We start from the raw sequence: 17888 nt of genomic DNA on the forward strand, positions 1-17888 counted from the left end.
AGTCAGTACATTGTGCGAAAGGATTGATAGATGAAAAAAACCGGCGCCGCCGCCGTGAAACTCAATGGCTCGCACCTGGGCAGCCTGCATGTTTTTCTGGTGGCCGCACGGCACTTGAGCTTTTCGCGGGCCGCGGATGAGCTGTGCCTGACGGCCAGCGCTGTAAGCCATCGCATCAATCGCCTCGAAGATGAACTGGCGCTCAAGCTGTTCCATCGCATGCCGCGCAAGGTCAGCCTCACCGAAGACGGCGAGCGCCTGTTCGCGGTCATGCAGCGGACCATGGATGAGCTCAGCGAGGCCGTGCAGGAACGCGCTCACGCCGAGATCGCCGGCCAACTGACATTGTATGTACGCCCGTCAGTAGCACAATGCTGGCTGGTGCCGCGGCTTGCGCAGTTCACTTCCCACTACCCTGATATCCAGCTGGATATCAGGGTGGGCAATGAGAGCATCGACTACCGCACACGCAAGATCGACCTGGTCCTCTGTTACTCGGATGGCCATCACCCCGGGCTCAAGACCCTCCACTTGATGAACGAGCGGATCGCCCCCGTGTGCTCCCCCCATTACGCAGAAATCCATGCATTGACCGGCGACCTGCACCGGCTGGACCACTGCACCGCCTTGCATGACGTAGCAGCCTGGGACAATGCTGCATTCGATGCAGAGTGGCAGCTGTGGGCCAGCACCACCGGCGCCGGTATTACCCCTCCACACCGGTTTCTAACATTCGATCGCTCCGACCTTTGCACACTCGCAGCGCTGAACCATGCCGGCATCGCCATCGGCCGGGAACAACTGGTCAGAGAGCGCATTGCACGCGGTGAGCTGGTCCTGCCGTTGGGTGGTTTCGTCGAGACCCCCAGCTATGGCTACTACCTGGTCTACCCGCCTCATGACCCGATGCCCAGACGGTTGCAGGTGTTGATCGACTGGCTTGTGGAATGCGCCCAAGCGCCCGACTCAAGCCATTGACTTGCTCAACCACGGATGCACTGCGCAAACACCAGTTCCTGCAAATAGGCCACATTGAACCGGGTCCAGGGCGTCACGGCCTTCTGGTTGGTCCGGAAGATCGCCTCCGGCGGTAGCCTCCCGCACCCGGTTCTGGAGGCGCATCGGGTGCCGCAGGTAATGCCCTTCGCTGAGGATCACATCCGCCGTGCGTTCGCACAGTTCCGAACAACTGGTGTGCAACCTCATCTGCAAGTCGGCCAACTCGTCGATGACGGGTAGTAGCCCGGGTTTTCCACCAGCACCGCATCGCCCGGTACCACGAAGCGGCGAATGATCAGGTCCAGCGCATGGTTGGCGCCAAGCACATGACCCACGCCGTCCCCACGGCATTGCTCGGCATCCCCGGCGACACCATGGCCCCACCCCTGATGCGCGAAGCCAACTTCCTGCGCAACCTGGGCGTACCGCATATCGCCCTGCGCAAGATGATCTCCGGTGCGGTCATCGCTGCCCTGGTGGCAGAGCCGTTGGCAGTGCTGTGGGCCTCGGTGCTGGCGCTGCTGCCCTTCGTGCTGGCGATCATCGCCTTGCAGACCCTGACCGGCCAGCACTGCCTGAACACCACCACCGACCAGCGTTATTTAAAGTCACGTTAGTGAGTAGACTAACATTCTACAATGCTGACCGAAGAGCAAGATTTTACTCACAACTGGATCCAAAGTTAACGGTGTGCCCTGGTTGCTCTAGTTCGCTGTAGGTCGTTAACGGGCGATGATGAATTACCCCAACAACTGGCTCAATACCGCGCGCAGTTTCCCCGGTTTAACCGGCTTGTTCAGCAGCGGCGCCCCCAACTTCTGCAAGCCCCGACGGCACTGGTCGCTGCGGTCGGCGGTAATGATCACCGCTGGTATCGCAACCGCAAAATGCTCACGCAAGTGCTTGACCACCTGGCAGCCCACCACCCCATGGTCGAGGTGGTAGTCGGCCAGGATCAATTCCGGAGCCCGCCCCTGCAACGCCAGCAAAGCTGCCTCCTGATCGGTTGCAGTGACCACTTCACAGCCCCACTGCTCCAGCAACGCGCCCATGCTCTCGAGGATGCTCACTTCGTTGTCCAGCACCAGCAAGCGGCGGCCCGGCAGCGGGTTGCCGGCACTTGGCAGCGGCACAGCCTGGTGAACGGCCAGCGGCACTTCTTTGCCAATCGGTACCTCGATACTGAACATCGAGCCGCGCCCCGGCCATGAACGTACCTCGATCCGGTAACCGAGAATCTTGGCAATCCGTTCAACGATAGCCAGCCCCAGCCCCACCCCTTTGCGATCCGCAGCACGGCCGACGTCCAACTGGTTGAATTCGAGGAAAATGGCATCCAGCCGATCCGCAGCAATGCCCCGGCCAGTGTCCCACACCTCAAGCCGCAGATGCTCGCCACGGCGCCTGGCACCTAGCAGTATCCGGCCTTCGTCGGTGTAGCGGCAGGCATTGCTGAGGAAGTTGCGCAGAATGCGCGTCAGCAACCGCAGGTCGGTGCTGATGGCATGGTCAGCGATACGTGCGTGCAGCGTCAGGCCTGCCGCATCAGCCACTGTGCGAAACTCCGAGACCAGCGGCGCGAAGACTTCGTCGAGACGGTACACGGCCACGTCCGGTTTGACCGCTGCCTGGTCGAGCCGGGAAATGTCCAGCAGGTCGGTCAACAGGTCTTCGGCGCCTTCCAGGGCCTGGTGGGTGCGCTCCACCAGCACATGCTCGGCCTCTGGCAAAGGCCGTTCGCGCAAGGTAGAGATCAGCAAGCGGGCGGCGTTCAGCGGTTGCAGCAAGTCATGGCTGGCGGCGGCAAGGTATTTGTCCTTGCTGCGGTTGGCGGCCTCTGCGGCATCCCGGGCCTCCAGCAATTCATCGGTACGCGCAGCAACCCGTTGTTCCAGTTCGTCGTTGAGCTGTTGCAAACGCTGCTGGGCCTGCTTGCGTTCGGTGATGTCGGCGACAAAACCTTCCACCAGCCCTTCCTGCCCTGGCTTTAGCAGCAGGTTCATCAGCACATCCAGGTGGCTGCCATCCTTGCGGCGCAGGCGGGTTTCGTAGCCGTGCAGGCTGCGCTCACGGGCGAGGATCGCGGTAATCGCCTGCAGTTCTTCGGCGCCGCCGTCAAACAGGTGAGTGGCCAGGTCAGTCAGGGAAAACAGCACCGCTTGCGGGTCGTCGTAGCCAAGCATGCGCGCCAACGCCGGGTTGGCGGCACGCATGCCGTCCTGCAGGCTGGCCTGGAAAATGCCGTGCACGGCGTTTTCGAACAGCCATTTATAGCGGTTGCGTTCGGCTTCCAGTTCGTCCAGGCGGGCAGAAAGCTCCGGATAATGGCTTTTGCGCGCCGAGTGGTCGCCGAGCCCCAGCAGCCCGGCCAGCGCCCGCTGCTGCTCGTCAGAGGGCCTCGCCATAGACCACCTCGACATCACGCTGGCTCGACGCGCGGGGGTTGGTGAGAATGCACGGATCATCCATCGCATGCTGCGACAGGAACGGAATATCGGACGTGCGCACGCCGTGCAGGCCCAGGGTTTCGTGGAAGCCGATGGCGTGCTTCAGGGCGATCAGGTGTTCCACCAGGCGCCCGCAAATCTGCCGGTGGTTGAGGCCACGGCAATCAATGCCGAACACCTCGGCAATCACCTTGAAGCGCTCCGGCGCCGAGCTGTAGTTGAACGCCACCACGTGCTCCACCAGCACCGCGTTGCACAAGCCATGGGGCAGGTCCAGAAACCCGCCAAGGCTGTGCGACATCGCGTGCACTGCACCCAGGATCGCGTTGGAAAACGCAAGCCCCGCCTGCATGCTGCCCAGCATGATCTTCTCGCGCAGGGCGATATCGGTGGGGTTGGCGATCATCTCCACCAGGTTGCCATTGATCAGGCGCATGGCTTCCAGCGCGTGGGGGTCGGTCAGCGGGCCATGGCCGGTGGACACGAAGGCCTCGATGGCATGCACCAGCGCATCGATACCAGTACAGGCCGACAGGAACGGGTCCATGCTCAGGGTGGTTTGCGGGTCGATCAGCGACACATCCGGCACCACCGCCTTGCTGACGATGGAGAACTTCATGCGTTCCTGCTGGTTGGAAATGATCACGAACTGCGACACGTCCGCCGAGGTGCCGGCGGTGGTGGGGATCAGGATCAGCGGCGGGCTGGGCACGCGGATCATGTCCACGCCTTCGAATTCGAGGATGCTGCGCCCATGGGCAACCACGATGCCGATGGCCTTGCCGCAATCCATCGGGCTGCCGCCGCCCACGGCGACGATCACGTCGCAGTGGTTTTGCCGGTAGATTTCGGCGCCGAGCATCACCTCTTCCACCCGTGGGTTGGGCGATACAGCCGTATACAGGCAGTAGTCGATGCCCTGCGCCTGCAGGCTGGCTTCCACATCCGCCACCCAGCCGGCGGCAATCACGCCGGGGTCGCTGACCACCAGCACCTTGCGGGCGCCGAAGGTTTTGGCGTAATTGGCAACGTTATGCCGGCAACCGGCACCGAAGATGATTTCAGGCGATACAAACTTGCGAAGCGGGCTGAAACTCTGGCTCATCGTGAAGCCTGTTCTTATTGTTCTGGAAGGTAACTGCCAGCGTAAAGCATCCCGCAGCGAAAGCAACCAGACCAAAGCGTGGCACTGGCTCAACCACAGGGAATCAGGGGGAACCGGCCACCGTGGCGATGGCCGGGCGGCACATCAACGATTGGCGAAATACATCGTCACTTCAAAGCCGATGCGCAGGTCGGTAAAGGCGGGTTTATTCCACATGGGCAATCCTCTTCTTATGCCGGGGGATTCCGGTAGAGGCATTAATGCACGGGAACGGACTGAGCCGAATGCTACTTTGGAAGGAAGTTGCAGAGTGCATTGGTAGGAGGGAGAAGATACCTGTGCCGGCCTATTCGCGGGTAAACCCGCTCCCACAGGTACCGCACAAGTCTTGAAAACTGTGCAATCCCTGTGGGAGCGGGTTTACCCGCGAAGAAGGCGACGCGGTTTAGAAGAAGCCCAATGGGTTGATGTCGTAGCTCACCAGCAAGTTCTTGGTCTGCTGATAGTGGTCAAGCATCATCTTGTGGGTCTCACGGCCCACCCCCGACTTCTTGTACCCGCCAAACGCCGCATGCGCCGGGTACAGGTGATAGCAGTTGGTCCACACGCGGCCAGCCTTGATCCCACGGCCCATGCGGTAAGCACGGTTGATATCGCGGGTCCAGAGGCCGGCACCCAGGCCAAACTCGGTGTCGTTGGCGATCGCCAGCGCTTCGGCTTCGTCCTTGAAGGTGGTCACGCCCACCACCGGCCCGAAGATTTCCTCCTGGAACACGCGCATCGCGTTGGTGCCCTTGAGCAGGGTCGGCTGGATGTAGTAACCCGTGGCCAGGTCGCCTTGCAGCCGCTCGGCAGCACCACCGGTGAGCAGCTGCGCACCCTCTTCCCGGGCGATATCCAGGTAAGAGAGGATCTTGTCATATTGCTGTTCCGAAGCCTGGGCGCCCACCATGGTCTCGGTGTCCAACGGGTTGCCCCGGGTGATCTTGGCGATCTTTTTCATCACCTCGGCCATGAACGGCTCGTAGATCGACTCCTGGATCAGCGCCCGCGACGGGCAAGTGCACACTTCGCCCTGGTTGAAGAACGCCAGCACCAGGCCTTCGGCGGCCTTTTCGATGAACGCGGGCTCCGCCTGCATGATGTCTTCGAAGAAGATGTTCGGCGACTTGCCGCCCAGTTCGACAGTAGACGGGATGATGTTCTCGGCGGCGCATTTCATGATGTGCGAGCCCACCGGGGTGGAGCCGGTGAAGGCGATCTTGGCAATGCGCTTGCTGGTGGCCAACGCCTCGCCAGCCTCACGGCCAAAGCCCTGGACGATGTTCAGCACGCCGGCCGGCAGCAGGTCGGCAATCAGCTCAGCAAAAATGGTGATCGACAGCGGTGTCTGTTCAGCCGGTTTGAGCACTACGCAGTTGCCGGCAGCCAGGGCCGGGGCAAGCTTCCAGGCTGCCATCAGCAGCGGGAAGTTCCACGGGATGATTTGCCCGACCACACCCAGCGGCTCGTGAATGTGATAGGCCACGGTGCCTTCGTTGATCTCGGCCGCCCCGCCTTCCTGGGCACGAATGCAGCCGGCGAAATAGCGGAAGTGATCGGCCGCAAGCGGCACGTCGGCATTGAGCGTTTCGCGCACGGCCTTGCCGTTGTCCCAGCTTTCGGTAACGGCCAGCACCTCCAGGTTCTGCTCGATACGGTCGGCGATTTTCAGCAGCACCAGGGCGCGGTCCTGCACCGAGGTCTTGCCCCAGGCTTCAGCGGCGGCATGCGCAGCGTCCAGCGCCCGATCGATGTCCTGAGCGGTGGAGCGCGGGAATTCGGCGATCGGCTGGCCATTGACCGGCGAGCTGTTGGTGAAGTACTGGCCAGCCAATGGCGGCACGAACGCGCCGTTGATGAAGTTGCCATAGCGTGGCTTGAAGGACACGACGGCGCCTGGAGTTCCGGGTTGTGCGTAGATCATGCTGAGCCTCTGTGGGTCGATGCCTGTCCAGCGACAGGCGATGCAGCGATGGTAAAAAGCCCCGCGTGCCAGGCGAATGCATCGTTGGCAGCGGGGCTCTCCTCATTTGGTAGTAGGCGGCAGGGCCGCAGCCTTACGGCTTGGCGCTGGCCGTTTGCTGCAACTGCTTGGGCAGCTTGAAGGTCCAGAGCATGCCGCCCTGGTTGAAGTCCTTGACCCGCTTGGCCACTTCGCCGCCCCACAGCGGTACGGCGCCGCCCCACCCGGAAACCACCGACACATATTGCTCGCCGTCCATTTCCCAGGTCACGGGCGAGCCGAGCACGCCGGAGCCGGTCTGGAATTCCCAGACCTTGTCACCGGTCTTGGCGTTGAAGGCCTGCAGGAAACCTTCCGGCGTACCGGTAAACACCAGGTTGCCCTTGGTGGTCAGCACCCCGCCCCACAGCGGCGCGTAGTTCTTGTGGCGCCACACTTCCTTGCCGCTGATCGGGTCGATGGCACGCAGCACGCCGATGTAGTCTTCGTTGAGCGGCTTGATGGTGAAGCCGGCACCGAGGAACGCCGCACCCTTCTTGTAGGCAATGCCTTCGTTCCAGATGTCCATGCCCCACTCGTTGGACGGCACGTAGAACAACCCGGTGTCCTTGTTGTAGGCCATCGGCATCCAGTTCTTGGCACCGAGGAAGGCCGGCGCGACGAACACCGAGCTGCCTTTGGCCTCGCTACCCGGTGCGCCCGGGCGGCTGGCTTCGTTGTAGATCGGCCGCCCGTCCTTGTCCAGGCCGGTGGCCCAGGTGATCTTGTCGACGAAGGGGAAGCCACGGATGAACTTGCCGTTGGTGCGGTCCAACACGTAGAAGAAGCCGTTACGGTCGGCGGTGGCGGCGGCCTTGATCTCTTTGCCGCCGTCCTTGTAGTTGAACGAAATCAGCTCGTTGACGCCGTCGAAGTCCCAGCCGTCATGCGGCGTGCTCTGGAAGTGCCACTTGATGGTGCCGTCGTCCGGGTTCAACGCCAGGCGCGACGAGGAATACAGGTTGTCGCCAGGGCGCAGGTGCGAGTTCCATGGCGCCGGGTTGCCGGTGCCGAACAGGATCAGGTTGGTTTCCGGGTCGTAGTAACCGCCCAGCCACGGCGCAGCGCCGCCGGTCTTCCACAGGTCGCCTGGCCAGGTCTTGCCCGCCTCGCCGCCGGAGATACCGTTTTCGATGGCCTTGCCGTCTTTGTACACGTAGCCCATATGCCCTTCCACGGTAGGGCGCATCCACAGCAGCTCGCCGTTCACCGGGTTGTAGGCCTGGATCTTGCCCACCACGCCGAACTCGCCACCGGCCACGCCGGTGATCAACTTACCGTTGACGATCATGGGCGCGGCACTGATGGAATAGCCTTCCTTGTGGTCGGCCACCTTCTTGCTCCACACCACCTTGCCGGTGTCCTTGTTCAAGGCCACCAGCTTGGCGTCCAGCGTGCCGAAGAACACCAGGTCGCCGTACAGTGCCACGCCCCGGTTGATCACGTCGCAGCACGGGCGAATGTCATCCGGCAGGCGCGCATCGTATTGCCACAGTTTCTTGCCGGTGCGGGCGTCCACGGCAAACACCCGCGAGTAGGAGCCGGTCAGGTACATCACCCCGTCCTTGATCAGCGGCTGGGCCTGCTGGCCGCGCTGCTTCTCACCGCCAAAAGAGAACGCCCAGACCGGGCGCAGTTCCTTGACGTTGTTGGCATTGAGCAGGTCCAGCGGGCTGTAGCGCTGGCCCTGCACGCCCAGGCCATTGGTCACGATCTGCTGCGGGTTCTTCGGGTCCTGAAGGATTTCTTCATTGCTGACAGCGGCGTGGGCCGCACCAGCAAGCAGCATGGCGCTGAACACCAGGCTCACGGCGAACAAGGGGCGACGCGGGGATCGGGTCATGACGGCTACCTTTGGTTTTTTGTTGTATCCGGGAAAATTTCCCGGTGTGCCGGGAATTCTTGGTCCCGACCCGGTTGCCAACAATTGCCCGCAGTGCGGAGATTTCTAGTTCCTTGGTACAAGGCTGGCGGACGGTTCACTATCAACGCGCTGTAAACGCTGACGCTCATAACGCGGATACAGGTGACTGACGCTGCGAATCAACTCGTACCGCGTCAGGCTGATACCGGCAAATCGCGCGGGGATGGGGCTGCGGATCATCTCGGCCATGTCATCACCACGGGCCGCGCCGTCGCGCATCAGGCCATCCAGCCAGCCCAGGTAGTCGCGCATCTGCGCAAAGGGCCGGGCATCGCTGGCAACCGGACCATGACCCGGCACCAGCTGCTTCCAGGGCAGCGCTTGCAAGGTGTCCAGATCCTTGAGCCACACCTCCAGCCCCGGGCTGTTGGGCGTGGTCAGGGCACGCTCGTAAAACACCAGGTCGCCGGCGAACAGCACGCCGGTCTTTTCATCCAGAATCGCCAAGTCGGCACCGGTATGCCCGCCCAGGGCCAGCAGACGCAGCCGGTGCCCGCCGACCTCGTGGATACCCGCCTCCAGCACACGGCTGGGCAGCACGACTTCGGTGCCGCGCATCCAGTCGCCGACCAGGCGGTACATGTTCTCAGCCATGGCATCGCCCTGCTGGCGCAACAAATCACCGGTACCGGCCAATGCCCCGATAGGGACATCGGTGAAGGCCTGGTTGCCCAGCACATGGTCGGGGTGATGATGGGTCAGCAGCACCTCCAGCACCGGCTTTTCGGTGGTGGAGGCGATGGCCTGGCGCAGCGCTTCGCCGTAGCGTTTCGAGGGGCCGCTGTCGATCACCACCACACCGCTGTCGGTGACGATGAACGCGGTGTTGACGATGTTGCCGCCGTTGCTCCTGGCGAAATTGTCGGTGCTGCCTTCCAGCAGCCAGGTATCTGCGGCTATTTGCCGAGGTGCAAGCCGATATTCAAAGTCAGCCCAGGCCGGCAGGCCCAGGCACAGCAGCAACAAGGGTATCCAACGCATACAGGCGCCTCTGGTCACAGGTGAAGTCGGGCAACAGGGTCAGGGCACCGCCGCCTCGAACTGGTTGCCACTGTTGTCCTGCAGCACCAGCCGGGTCGGCCCGGGGCCCTGGATATCGAACCCGAGGTTGGGGTTTTCGCTGACGGCCGGGTACAGCTCGAGGTGGGCCAGGCGCTGGCCGTTCGCATCTTGCAACTCGGCCTGGTTGAGGAAGAATTCGGGAATGCCGCTGACCAGGCCGTTATCCATCGGGTGAGCCACCTGCAGGCGCAAGCGGCTGCTGTCGCCACGCGGGTAGCGCCCGCCCAGCACTTCGCCGAGGTGCTCCTCCCAGCCAGGTTGCGTGCGCACCACACTGGGTGCGGTGCAGCCACCGCCAGCGGCGTCGATCAGGGTCGAGCCGACGTGCCACAGGCCGTCACGCGTCTGCACCGCAGCGCGCAGCGGCGTGGCCTGTTCGATGCGGATGCGGATCGACAACCAGGGCAGCACGCGCTCGCCGGGCTGGAAATCGACAATACGCGGCAAAGGGTTCAGCTCCGCCCAGGCGATGATACGTACCACATCGCCAGAAAACGCCCGGGCATCGATCTCCAGCGGCACCTGGCGCGCGTCCTCGGCAAACGGCGGCGCCAGAAGCTTGACCCGGTCGTCGAAGACGAACGCGGCCTGGCCCAGTAGCTGCTTGTGGTAGAAGTCCCACATTACCGAGGGTACCGGGTCTGTCTGGGTACCTTGCGTGGCCGCCAGGGCCGCACAAGGCATCCAGCAGGCCAGCAAAAAAGTCGCTCGCCAGTTCATGGCCTGCTCCTATTGATACATCTCCGGGACCTCGTAACGCAGGCCGTAAGCAGCATACATGGCCTTGAGCCGGCCATCACGGATCATCGCTTCGAGGGCTTCTTCCACGGCATAGGCCAACTGGCGATTGCTTTCATGCACCGCCATGCCAATCTCCCAGGCCTGCTTGCCCAGGTTGGGGTAGGCGTTTTCCGCCAGCGCCAGTTGCGGATCGGCAGCCTGGTGCAGTTGCCAGTCAACCTCGCCGCGCATGGCCATCACCGCGTCCACCTGCCCGGCCTGCATCGCGGCGAACGCCTGTTGCACACCGGGGTAATGGTGGGTTTTGGCACTGAGCATGCCGTTGAACACCGACGTCAGGTAAAACGACGGCACGCTGTCTACCTCGACCCCGATGGGGTGCTGCTGGAACACTGCCACACTGGCCACCGATGCCAGTCGACGGCGGTCGTACGCGACTTGCCAGCGCTCTTCCTGATAGGGGCCGAACATCACCACCTGGCCGTTTTCCAGCTCGCCCACCTCGTTGCGTTTTTGCGCATAGTCGTGGTCGTAAGGCACCCGCATCATCAGGTCGGCCAACTGCTGGTGGCGCAGCGGGCTGCCGCGCCAGATATAATCGCGCAGGTCATCGTCGAGCTTTTCCCCGGGCGGCGCCCACATCAGATGCAGGCGCACCCCCATGGCCGTGGCCAGGGCCTGTGCCAGCTCCACATCCACACCGCGGGGCTTGCCGTGGTCCTCGAAACTGTAAGGGGCAAAATCCTTGTACACCGCCACCTTCAACTCGCCGGCAGCGATGATCGCGTCATAGTTGCGCACCTGCGCCTGGGCTGCTGCGCAACACAGCAGCAGGCCGCTCAACAGCACCGCCCACAGACGCATGGCCGTCACTCCTCGACGTGCACGCTGTCCAGATAGGTACGTACCGCCCACAAGGCTTCCTGGCTCAGGTAGTCGGCCATCTTCGGCATGTACACGCGGCCGTCGCGAACCGCGCCATGGCGTACCCGCTCGACGAACCACTCATCGCCCGCCTCACCCGCATCAAGCATGCGCAGGTCGGGCGCAATGCCACCGGATTTCGCTTCAAGGCCATGGCAGGCGGCGCAATTCTGGTTGTAGGCAGAAGCGCCGATTTCCACGGCCTTGTCGTGCTCCGGCGAAGTACGGTACGGGTTGACCGCCGCCCAGCCGTCGCCGTCCAGGCTTACGCCAGCGTCCTTGATCGGGGTCAGGCCTTTGGTCTCCACCGCCTGGGGCACCACGTTGCCATGAGCCCAGGCCGTACCGCTCAGCACAGCCGCAGCCAGCAGCCCTGTAGCCAGCAACACATTGCGTTTTGTTGTCATTGTTATGCCCTCACCATTGCACGCAAAGCCTCAACCACAGAGGCCGTGCCGCCATCTTAAAAACAGCCCGCAGGCGGTCGAATGCTGCTTTGGTGGCCGGGCCTTACTCCCTTGGTAGTAGGGCTTGTGGTGAAGGGCCAATTGAGGTGCCGCTCGGGAACTATTCCCGGCAAGGGCGGGATATTTTCCGTATCCGGCCAAGGCTGCATCGCCGCACCCTGTGCAGGCCAAAACCTCCACAGGGAACTGCAACCATGACAACAAGAACGCTACCCGCCCTTTCCCCTCTGGCCCTCAGCGTGCGGGCCCTGCTGCTGGCCGGTAGCCTGGCCCTGAGCAACGCGGCCATCGCGGCCACCCCCCCAGCGGCACCTGCCGGCAAGAACGTGACCTGGGAAGACATCGCCAACGACCACCTGACCACCAAGGACGTGCTGCAATACGGCATGGGCACCAATGCCCAACGCTGGAGCCCGTTGGCCCAGGTCAACGACAAGAACGTGTTCAAGCTCACCCCGGCGTGGTCCTATTCCTTCGGTGACGAGAAGCAGCGCGGCCAGGAATCCCAGGCCATCGTCAGTGACGGCGTGGTCTACGTCACCGGCTCCTACTCGCGGGTATTCGCCCTGGATGCCAAAACCGGCAAACGCCTGTGGACCTACAACCACCGCCTGCCCGACAACATTCGCCCGTGCTGCGACGTGGTCAACCGCGGGGCGGCGATCTACGGCGACAAGATCTACTTCGGCACCCTGGACGCGCGGGTCATCGCCCTGGACAAGCACACCGGCAAGGTGGTGTGGAACAAGAAGTTCGGCGACCACAGCGCCGGCTACACCATGACCGGCGCCCCGGTGCTGATCAAGGACAAGACCAGCGGCAAGGTGCTGCTGATCCATGGCAGCTCCGGCGATGAGTTCGGTGTGGTCGGCCAGCTGTTCGCCCGCGACCCGGAAACGGGTGAAGAAGTGTGGATGCGGCCCTTCGTCGAAGGCCATATGGGCCGGCTGAACGGCAAGGACAGTACCCCGACCGGCGACGTCAAGGCGCCGTCCTGGCCAGATAACCCAACCACCGAGACCGGCAAGGTCGAAGCCTGGAGCCACGGCGGCGGCGCCCCTTGGCAAAGTGCAAGCTTCGATGCCGAGACCAACACCATCATCGTCGGCGCTGGCAACCCCGGCCCCTGGAACACCTGGGCACGCACCTCCAAGGATGGCAACCCCCACGACTACGACAGCCTCTACACCTCGGGCCAGGTCGGCGTCGACCCAAGCACCGGCGAGGTGAAGTGGTTCTACCAGCACACGCCCAACGATGCCTGGGACTTCTCTGGCAACAACGAGCTGGTGCTGTTCGACTACAAGGACAAGGACGGCAAGGTGGTCAAGGCCACCGCCCACGCCGACCGCAACGGCTTCTTCTACGTGGTCGACCGCAACAACGGCAAGCTGCAGAACGCCTTCCCGTTCGTGGACAACATCACCTGGGCCAGCCACATCGACCTGAAAACCGGTCGCCCGGTAGAAAACCCTGGCCAGCGCCCACCCAAGCCGCTGCCGGGTGAAACCAAGGGCAAACCGGTGGAAGTGTCACCGCCATTCCTCGGTGGCAAGAACTGGAACCCCATGGCCTACAGCCAGGACACCGGCCTGTTCTACATCCCCGGCAACCAGTGGAAGGAGGAGTACTGGACCGAGGAAGTGAACTACAAGAAAGGCTCGGCGTACCTGGGCATGGGCTTCCGCATCAAGCGCATGTACGACGACCACGTCGGCACCCTGCGGGCGATGGACCCGACCACCGGCAAGCTGGTGTGGGAGCACAAGGAGCACCTGCCACTGTGGGCCGGCGTGCTGGCCACCAAGGGCAACTTGGTGTTCACCGGCACCGGCGACGGCTTCTTCAAGGCCTTCGACGCCAAGACGGGCAAGGAGCTGTGGAAGTTCCAGACCGGCAGCGGCATCGTTTCGCCGCCCATCACCTGGGAGCAGGACGGCGAACAGTACATCGGCGTGACCGTGGGCTACGGCGGCGCCGTGCCGTTGTGGGGCGGTGACATGGCTGAGCTGACCAAGCCGGTGGCCCAGGGTGGTTCGTTCTGGGTGTTCAAGATCCCGAGCTGGGACAACAAGACCGCGCAGCGTTGATCGCCAGCGGGGAGCGGGCCAACCCCCTCCCCGCTTTTGCTCATCTTCCGCCAGGAGCCTTCTACCATGAACTACCTGCCCTATGCCTTGCTGTTGGTACTCTCCCCCGCCATGGCGGTAAGTGCCGACGAAGATGGCAACGATGCCCCCTTGACCGTCAACGGTTGCGTGATTGCCGAAGCCAGCCAGTGCCCGGGGGCCAACCTTCGCGGCGCCAACCTGGCCAACCAGGACCTGCGCAAGATGAACCTGGCCGGCGCCGACCTGCGTGAGGCCGACCTGCGCCATGCCCGGCTGGACCTGGCCAACCTGGAAAAGGCTCGCCTACAAGGCGCCAACCTGACCCGCGCCAGCCTGCAGCAGAGCAACCTGCGCCTGGCTGACCTGAGCAACAGCAAGTTGGTCGCCATCCAGGGCTGGGGCATGTTCGCCCAAGGCGCGCAGTTCGAGAAAGCCGACCTCGGCGCGGCCTACTTGCAGTTCGCCCGGCTGTCAGGAGCAAAGATGCACCAGGCCAACCTGCAGGCCGCAGATCTGGAAATGGCCTGGCTGAGCAAGACGGACCTGCAGGAGGCCAACCTGGGGGACGCTAATCTGCAAGAAGCCAAATTTGGCCAGAGCAACCTGGAACGCGCCGATTTGCGCGGGGCGCGGCAGCATTACGGGAATTTTCAGGAGGCCAACATGGAGGGGTGCAAGGGGTGCCCTGAGACTTGGGATAATTGAGCGAAGGGTTCGCCGGTGCATATTCAGCGCCTGTGAGATCAAGCGCCGCGCGGGCGGCGCTCGGTCTCACAGGCGCCGCAGCTATCACGTCGAATCACCCCGCCACCCGCACCACCCCCAGATCAATCCCCAGATGTACCAGCTCGGCATGCGAGCTGACCTGCAACTTGCTCTTGAGCAAGGTCAGGTGATTGGACACAGTCTTGCCACTGATACACAACTGCTCGGCAATCACCCGCGCCGGAGTGCCTTTGGCCAACATCGTGAAAATCTCCAACTCACGCTGGGTCATGCGCTGCAAACGCGGGTCATTGGCACTTTGTTGTGACGTGCAAGCCAACTGGGTAGCCAAAGGCTGTTCGATATAAGCATGCCCGGCCAACACCCGCTGCACCGCCTCGATCAACACCTCGGGCGCCGAGTTTTTGGTCAGGTAACCCAAGGCCCCGGCTTCAAGCGCCTGGCGCACCAGCGGCAGCTCATCGTGCATGCTGAAAAACAGCACCCGCAACTGGGGCAGGCGCTGGCGCAGGCGGCGGGTGGTTTCAAGGCCGCTAATGCCAGGCAGGCCAAAATCCATGATCACCAGGTTAGGCACTTGCTCCTGAACCCGGGCCAAGGCCTCTTCGCCACTGGCAGCCTCACGCACTTCCATCGTGGGCAACACCGCCCGCAGCAGGCTGGCATAGCCCTGGCGGACCACGGCATGGTCATCGACCAATACAATATTCATCACACCTCCAAGGGAATATTCAGAGCCAATGCCCAGCCAGCCCCGGGGCGGCTGAAAATGCGCAGTTCGCCCCCCAGGCTGCGGGCGCGTTCGGCCATCGAATGCAGGCCTACGCCGGGCCGCTGCGGCTGACGGGCTCCGCAGCCATTGTCGCGAATCAGCAGGCGCAGGCCCTTGGCGCTGCGCTGCAGGCGTACCCGCACCTGGCTGGCACCGGCATGCCGGGCGACATTGGTCAGCGCCTCTTGCAGCAACCGGTACAGGTGCGTGCGGCTCGTCCCGGGCAACGTTGGCAAGCGCTCGCCAACCTGGAGGCGACAAGCGATACCCTGGCTGGCCTGCCACTGGTTGACGAGCAGGTCGAAGGCTTCAGCCAGCGGCATGTGTTGCAACGCCACCGGATACAGGTCACGCACCAACGCACGAAAGCCCTGTTGCAGGCGTTCGCAATTGAGTGCCAGGGCTTGCGCCGTCTGTTCCACCACGGTCGGCTGGTCGGCCACCATGCGCAACAGGCAGATCTGGGCACGGATACCTGCCAGGTATTGGCCAAGGTCGTCGTGCAGCGTCTGCGCCAGGTGGGTGCGCTCCTGCTCCTGCACCGCCAGCAGGGCCTGCGTCAGTTGCGTATTGTCGGCCTGGGTCTGCTCCAGGGTGGCGGCCATGCGGTTGAAGTGTTCCGCCAGCTGACGGGCCTCCGGCAGGCCGGCCTCGCGCAGGCGGGCCGTCAACTGCCCGCCCGAGACCTGACGCAAGGCTTGCAGCAGTTCATCCAGCAACCCCATGCCACGCCGTACCGCCCAGCGGATGGTCAACAGGCTCAATAGCAATGCCAGGCCGAACAAGCCGAGCAGTTGCTGCAAGGCATCCCAGACCTCGTCGATCTCATCCCGCGCATCTACAGCAATCAGCACCCGGGCCCCGTCATTCAGGTCCAGCAGCCGGCTGCTACTGTGCCGTTCACCCAACAGCTGGCGGCCCAGCCAGGCATCCAGGCCGCTCTGCGCCGGTAGCTGCGGTGCTTCCCCCACCGCCAGCCAGTGTACCCGCACATGGCGCAGGCTCTGGGTCAGCCGTGGTTGCAGGCTTGCCGGGTCACGTTCGGCGGTGTCGCCGAGGTAAGCCACCACGGCTTCGGCAGACTGCAACTCACGCTCAACATCCGCCACCGCCTGGTGCAACAGCACGCCGGCACAGGCCAGCGTCACCAGGGCAAAGCAGCAGGTGACCCAGAGGTTGATCCGCCACAGGGCCGACAGGTTGACAGGGCGCACAGGCGATTCTCCTTGGGCGTTTTAGCCCATCGTGTTTCCCATCGTAAAGCCGCAGCACCTAGGCCGAATTACTACCTTGGTACCGGCCGGGCGCTACTTTCTGCATATTTCCCCCTCCCAGTGGGCTTCCTATGCTGGCGCCATCTGCCGTGGAGTATGTTATGCGCCAGCCTGCCCCTCTTGCCCTGACCTGTCTGCTGGCCCTGGCCGCAGCGCTGTGCGCACCGCTGGCATCCGCCGCAGAACCCTTGCAGGTACGCATCGGCTACCTGAGCTATCGCCCCGACCCAGGCCCGTTGTTGTCCAACATCATCCCCGAGCCTGCCGATGCCGGGCTGCAAGGCGCGGAATTGGCGATTGTCGACAGCAACAGCACAGGGCGCTTCCTGAAGCAGCAATTCCAGCTGGCCAAGGCCACCGCCGACAGCCCCGAAGCCTTGCTGCAGGCGGCCAAGGCCCAGCACGACCAGGGCCTGCGGCTGTTCGTGGTGAATGCCCCGGCCGCCAGCCTGCGCGCGTTGTCTGCCGCCCTGCCCGACAGCCTGCTGTTCAATGCCGGCAGCCCCGACGACAGCTTGCGCAGCAGCCAGTGCCCGGGCAATGTGCTGCACAGCCTGCCGAGCCGGGCCATGCTGGCCGACGCCCTGGTGCAGTTCATGGTATTGCGCAAATGGCAGCGGGCGCTGTTGGTGGTCGGCCAGACCGAGGACGACCAGGCTTACGCCGCCGCCCTGCGCAGGGCCATGAAGCGCTTTGGCGTGCAGCTGGTTGCAGAGAAAGCCTGGACCTTTGACAACGACCAGCGCCGCAGCGCCCAGGCCGACATGCCGTTGTTCACGCAAACCGCCGAATACGATGTGGTGCTTGTGGCGGACGAACGCGGCGACTTCGGCGAGTACCTGCCCTACCAGACCTGGTACCCGCGCCCGGTGGCAGGCACCCAGGGGCTGACCCCCACCGGCTGGCACAAGACCGTGGAAACCTTCGGCGCCGCGCAGCTGCAAAAACGCTTCGAAGCCCAGGCCGGGCGCTGGATGAACGACCGCGACTTTGCCGCCTGGATGGCCGTGCGCAGCGTCGCCAGTGCGGTCAGCAAACTGCGCCAGACCGAACCACGTGCATTGCAGCAACTGCTGCTCAGCGAGCAGTTGCCGCTGGACGGGTTCAAGGGCCGCAAGCTCAGCTACCGCCCGTGGAACGGCGAACTGCGCCAGCCAATCCCGCTGGTACAGCCGCGCGCCCTGGTCAGCACCTCGCCGCAGGAAGGTTTCCTGCACCCCTTCAACGAAATGGACAGCCTGGGCTACGACAAGCCCGAAGTGACCTGCAGCTACCCCTGACCCGATCACCAC

Annotated in this window: 16 protein-coding genes and 1 pseudogene; 5 read left to right on the forward strand and 12 right to left on the reverse strand. The window is 63.4% G+C overall.

The features are described from left to right. Window positions 1-30: 30 nt before the first annotated feature. Window positions 31-978: a DNA-binding transcriptional regulator DsdC gene (dsdC, locus tag ACF8MI_RS15500; protein WP_200928525.1), complete on the forward strand. Its 948-nt coding sequence runs from the start codon at window positions 31-33 to the stop codon at window positions 976-978. A 224-nt stretch (window positions 979-1202) separates the two neighbouring features. On the opposite strand, the gene ACF8MI_RS15505 is transcribed toward dsdC, so the two are convergent. Further along, a complete protein-coding gene (locus ACF8MI_RS15505) occupies window positions 1203-1325 on the reverse strand; it encodes a hypothetical protein (protein ID WP_263298266.1) in 123 nt (40 codons plus the stop codon). Here ACF8MI_RS15505 and ACF8MI_RS15510 point away from each other — a divergent pair. Continuing rightward, a pseudogene (locus tag ACF8MI_RS15510) lies at window positions 1317-1571 on the forward strand (hypothetical protein); the annotation flags it as partial. The gene ACF8MI_RS15505 and the pseudogene ACF8MI_RS15510 sit on opposite strands and share 9 nt — an antisense overlap. A 168-nt stretch (window positions 1572-1739) precedes the next feature. On the opposite strand, the gene ACF8MI_RS15515 reads toward ACF8MI_RS15510, so the two are convergent. The 9 genes from ACF8MI_RS15515 to pedF form a co-directional block, all read right to left on the reverse strand. Beyond that, window positions 1740-3404, reverse strand: a complete 1665-nt coding sequence (locus ACF8MI_RS15515; protein ID WP_060499175.1) for a NahK/ErcS family hybrid sensor histidine kinase/response regulator — start codon at window positions 3402-3404, stop codon at window positions 1740-1742. Further along, complete coding sequence (ercA, locus tag ACF8MI_RS15520) at window positions 3388-4551, reverse strand: alcohol dehydrogenase-like regulatory protein ErcA (RefSeq protein ID WP_014591380.1); 1164 nt, start codon at window positions 4549-4551, stop codon at window positions 3388-3390. Before ercA ends, ACF8MI_RS15515 begins: the two co-directional genes overlap by 17 nt. Window positions 4552-4695: 144 nt before the next feature. Further along, the gene (gene pqqA, locus ACF8MI_RS15525; RefSeq protein ID WP_010455123.1) at window positions 4696-4767 is read right to left on the reverse strand and encodes a pyrroloquinoline quinone precursor peptide PqqA; all 72 of its coding nucleotides are present in this window, start codon (window positions 4765-4767) and stop codon (window positions 4696-4698) included. A 229-nt stretch (window positions 4768-4996) separates the two neighbouring features. Further along, complete coding sequence (locus ACF8MI_RS15530; RefSeq protein ID WP_104834961.1) at window positions 4997-6517, reverse strand: aldehyde dehydrogenase family protein; 1521 nt, start codon at window positions 6515-6517, stop codon at window positions 4997-4999. Between the two features lie 133 nt (window positions 6518-6650). Next, the gene (pedH, locus tag ACF8MI_RS15535) at window positions 6651-8438 is read right to left on the reverse strand and encodes a PQQ-dependent alcohol dehydrogenase PedH (RefSeq protein WP_200928527.1); all 1788 of its coding nucleotides are present in this window, start codon (window positions 8436-8438) and stop codon (window positions 6651-6653) included. Between the two features lie 105 nt (window positions 8439-8543). Further along, window positions 8544-9500, reverse strand: a complete 957-nt coding sequence (locus tag ACF8MI_RS15540; RefSeq protein ID WP_060499178.1) for a quinoprotein relay system zinc metallohydrolase 1 — start codon at window positions 9498-9500, stop codon at window positions 8544-8546. A gap of 39 nt (window positions 9501-9539) precedes the next feature. Continuing rightward, the gene (locus ACF8MI_RS15545) at window positions 9540-10301 is read right to left on the reverse strand and encodes a quinoprotein dehydrogenase-associated SoxYZ-like carrier (protein WP_016714299.1); all 762 of its coding nucleotides are present in this window, start codon (window positions 10299-10301) and stop codon (window positions 9540-9542) included. Window positions 10302-10310: 9 nt separating this feature from the next. Continuing rightward, complete coding sequence (locus tag ACF8MI_RS15550) at window positions 10311-11186, reverse strand: ABC transporter substrate-binding protein (protein ID WP_104834964.1); 876 nt, start codon at window positions 11184-11186, stop codon at window positions 10311-10313. A gap of 5 nt (window positions 11187-11191) precedes the next feature. Next, on the reverse strand, window positions 11192-11653 hold the full coding sequence (gene pedF, locus ACF8MI_RS15555; RefSeq protein WP_016714301.1) for a cytochrome c-550 PedF: 462 nt from the start codon (window positions 11651-11653) through the stop codon (window positions 11192-11194). A gap of 254 nt (window positions 11654-11907) precedes the next feature. Between pedF and exaA the strand changes: the two genes are divergently transcribed. Together exaA and ACF8MI_RS15565 are read left to right on the forward strand one after the other, a co-directional pair. After that, window positions 11908-13803 (forward strand): quinoprotein ethanol dehydrogenase, encoded by a 1896-nt coding sequence (exaA, locus tag ACF8MI_RS15560; protein ID WP_392517594.1) that lies wholly within the window; start codon window positions 11908-11910, stop codon window positions 13801-13803. 66 nt (window positions 13804-13869) lie between these two features. Continuing rightward, window positions 13870-14529: a pentapeptide repeat-containing protein gene (locus ACF8MI_RS15565; RefSeq protein ID WP_200928529.1), complete on the forward strand. Its 660-nt coding sequence runs from the start codon at window positions 13870-13872 to the stop codon at window positions 14527-14529. A gap of 94 nt (window positions 14530-14623) precedes the next feature. Here ACF8MI_RS15565 and ACF8MI_RS15570 read toward each other — a convergent pair whose 3' ends face one another. Next, window positions 14624-15262 carry a response regulator transcription factor gene (locus ACF8MI_RS15570; protein ID WP_060499182.1) on the reverse strand — a complete coding sequence of 213 codons (639 nt, stop codon included), beginning with the start codon at window positions 15260-15262 and terminating at the stop codon, window positions 14624-14626. Further along, entirely contained in the window at window positions 15262-16536 is a 1275-nt protein-coding gene (locus ACF8MI_RS15575; RefSeq protein WP_060499183.1) for a histidine kinase, read from the reverse strand. Before ACF8MI_RS15575 ends, ACF8MI_RS15570 begins: the two co-directional genes overlap by 1 nt. 161 nt (window positions 16537-16697) lie before the next feature. On the opposite strand from ACF8MI_RS15575, the gene ACF8MI_RS15580 reads away from it, so the two are divergent. Then, entirely contained in the window at window positions 16698-17876 is a 1179-nt protein-coding gene (locus ACF8MI_RS15580; protein WP_060499184.1) for an ABC transporter substrate-binding protein, read from the forward strand. The last annotated feature ends 12 nt before the right edge of the window (window positions 17877-17888 follow it).

This window comes from Pseudomonas sp. yb_9 (genome assembly GCF_043103635.1).
Classification (GTDB): Bacteria; Pseudomonadota; Gammaproteobacteria; order Pseudomonadales; family Pseudomonadaceae; genus Aquipseudomonas; species Aquipseudomonas monteilii.

Excerpts from the sequence above, each read along its gene's own strand:
- dsdC (WP_200928525.1), top strand. The coding sequence starts at position 31 with ATGAAAAAAACCGGCGCCGCCGCCGTGAAACTCAATGGCTCGCACCTG.
- ACF8MI_RS15515 (WP_060499175.1), bottom strand. The coding sequence starts at position 3,404 with ATGGCGAGGCCCTCTGACGAGCAGCAGCGGGCGCTGGCCGGGCTGCTG.
- ercA (WP_014591380.1), bottom strand. The coding sequence starts at position 4,551 with ATGAGCCAGAGTTTCAGCCCGCTTCGCAAGTTTGTATCGCCTGAAATC.
- ACF8MI_RS15530 (WP_104834961.1), bottom strand. The coding sequence starts at position 6,517 with ATGATCTACGCACAACCCGGAACTCCAGGCGCCGTCGTGTCCTTCAAG.
- pedH (WP_200928527.1), bottom strand. The coding sequence starts at position 8,438 with ATGACCCGATCCCCGCGTCGCCCCTTGTTCGCCGTGAGCCTGGTGTTC.
- ACF8MI_RS15540 (WP_060499178.1), bottom strand. The coding sequence starts at position 9,500 with ATGCGTTGGATACCCTTGTTGCTGCTGTGCCTGGGCCTGCCGGCCTGG.
- ACF8MI_RS15545 (WP_016714299.1), bottom strand. The coding sequence starts at position 10,301 with ATGAACTGGCGAGCGACTTTTTTGCTGGCCTGCTGGATGCCTTGTGCG.
- ACF8MI_RS15550 (WP_104834964.1), bottom strand. The coding sequence starts at position 11,186 with ATGCGTCTGTGGGCGGTGCTGTTGAGCGGCCTGCTGCTGTGTTGCGCA.
- pedF (WP_016714301.1), bottom strand. The coding sequence starts at position 11,653 with ATGACAACAAAACGCAATGTGTTGCTGGCTACAGGGCTGCTGGCTGCG.
- exaA (WP_392517594.1), top strand. The coding sequence starts at position 11,908 with ATGACAACAAGAACGCTACCCGCCCTTTCCCCTCTGGCCCTCAGCGTG.
- ACF8MI_RS15565 (WP_200928529.1), top strand. The coding sequence starts at position 13,870 with ATGAACTACCTGCCCTATGCCTTGCTGTTGGTACTCTCCCCCGCCATG.
- ACF8MI_RS15570 (WP_060499182.1), bottom strand. The coding sequence starts at position 15,262 with ATGAATATTGTATTGGTCGATGACCATGCCGTGGTCCGCCAGGGCTAT.
- ACF8MI_RS15580 (WP_060499184.1), top strand. The coding sequence starts at position 16,698 with ATGCGCCAGCCTGCCCCTCTTGCCCTGACCTGTCTGCTGGCCCTGGCC.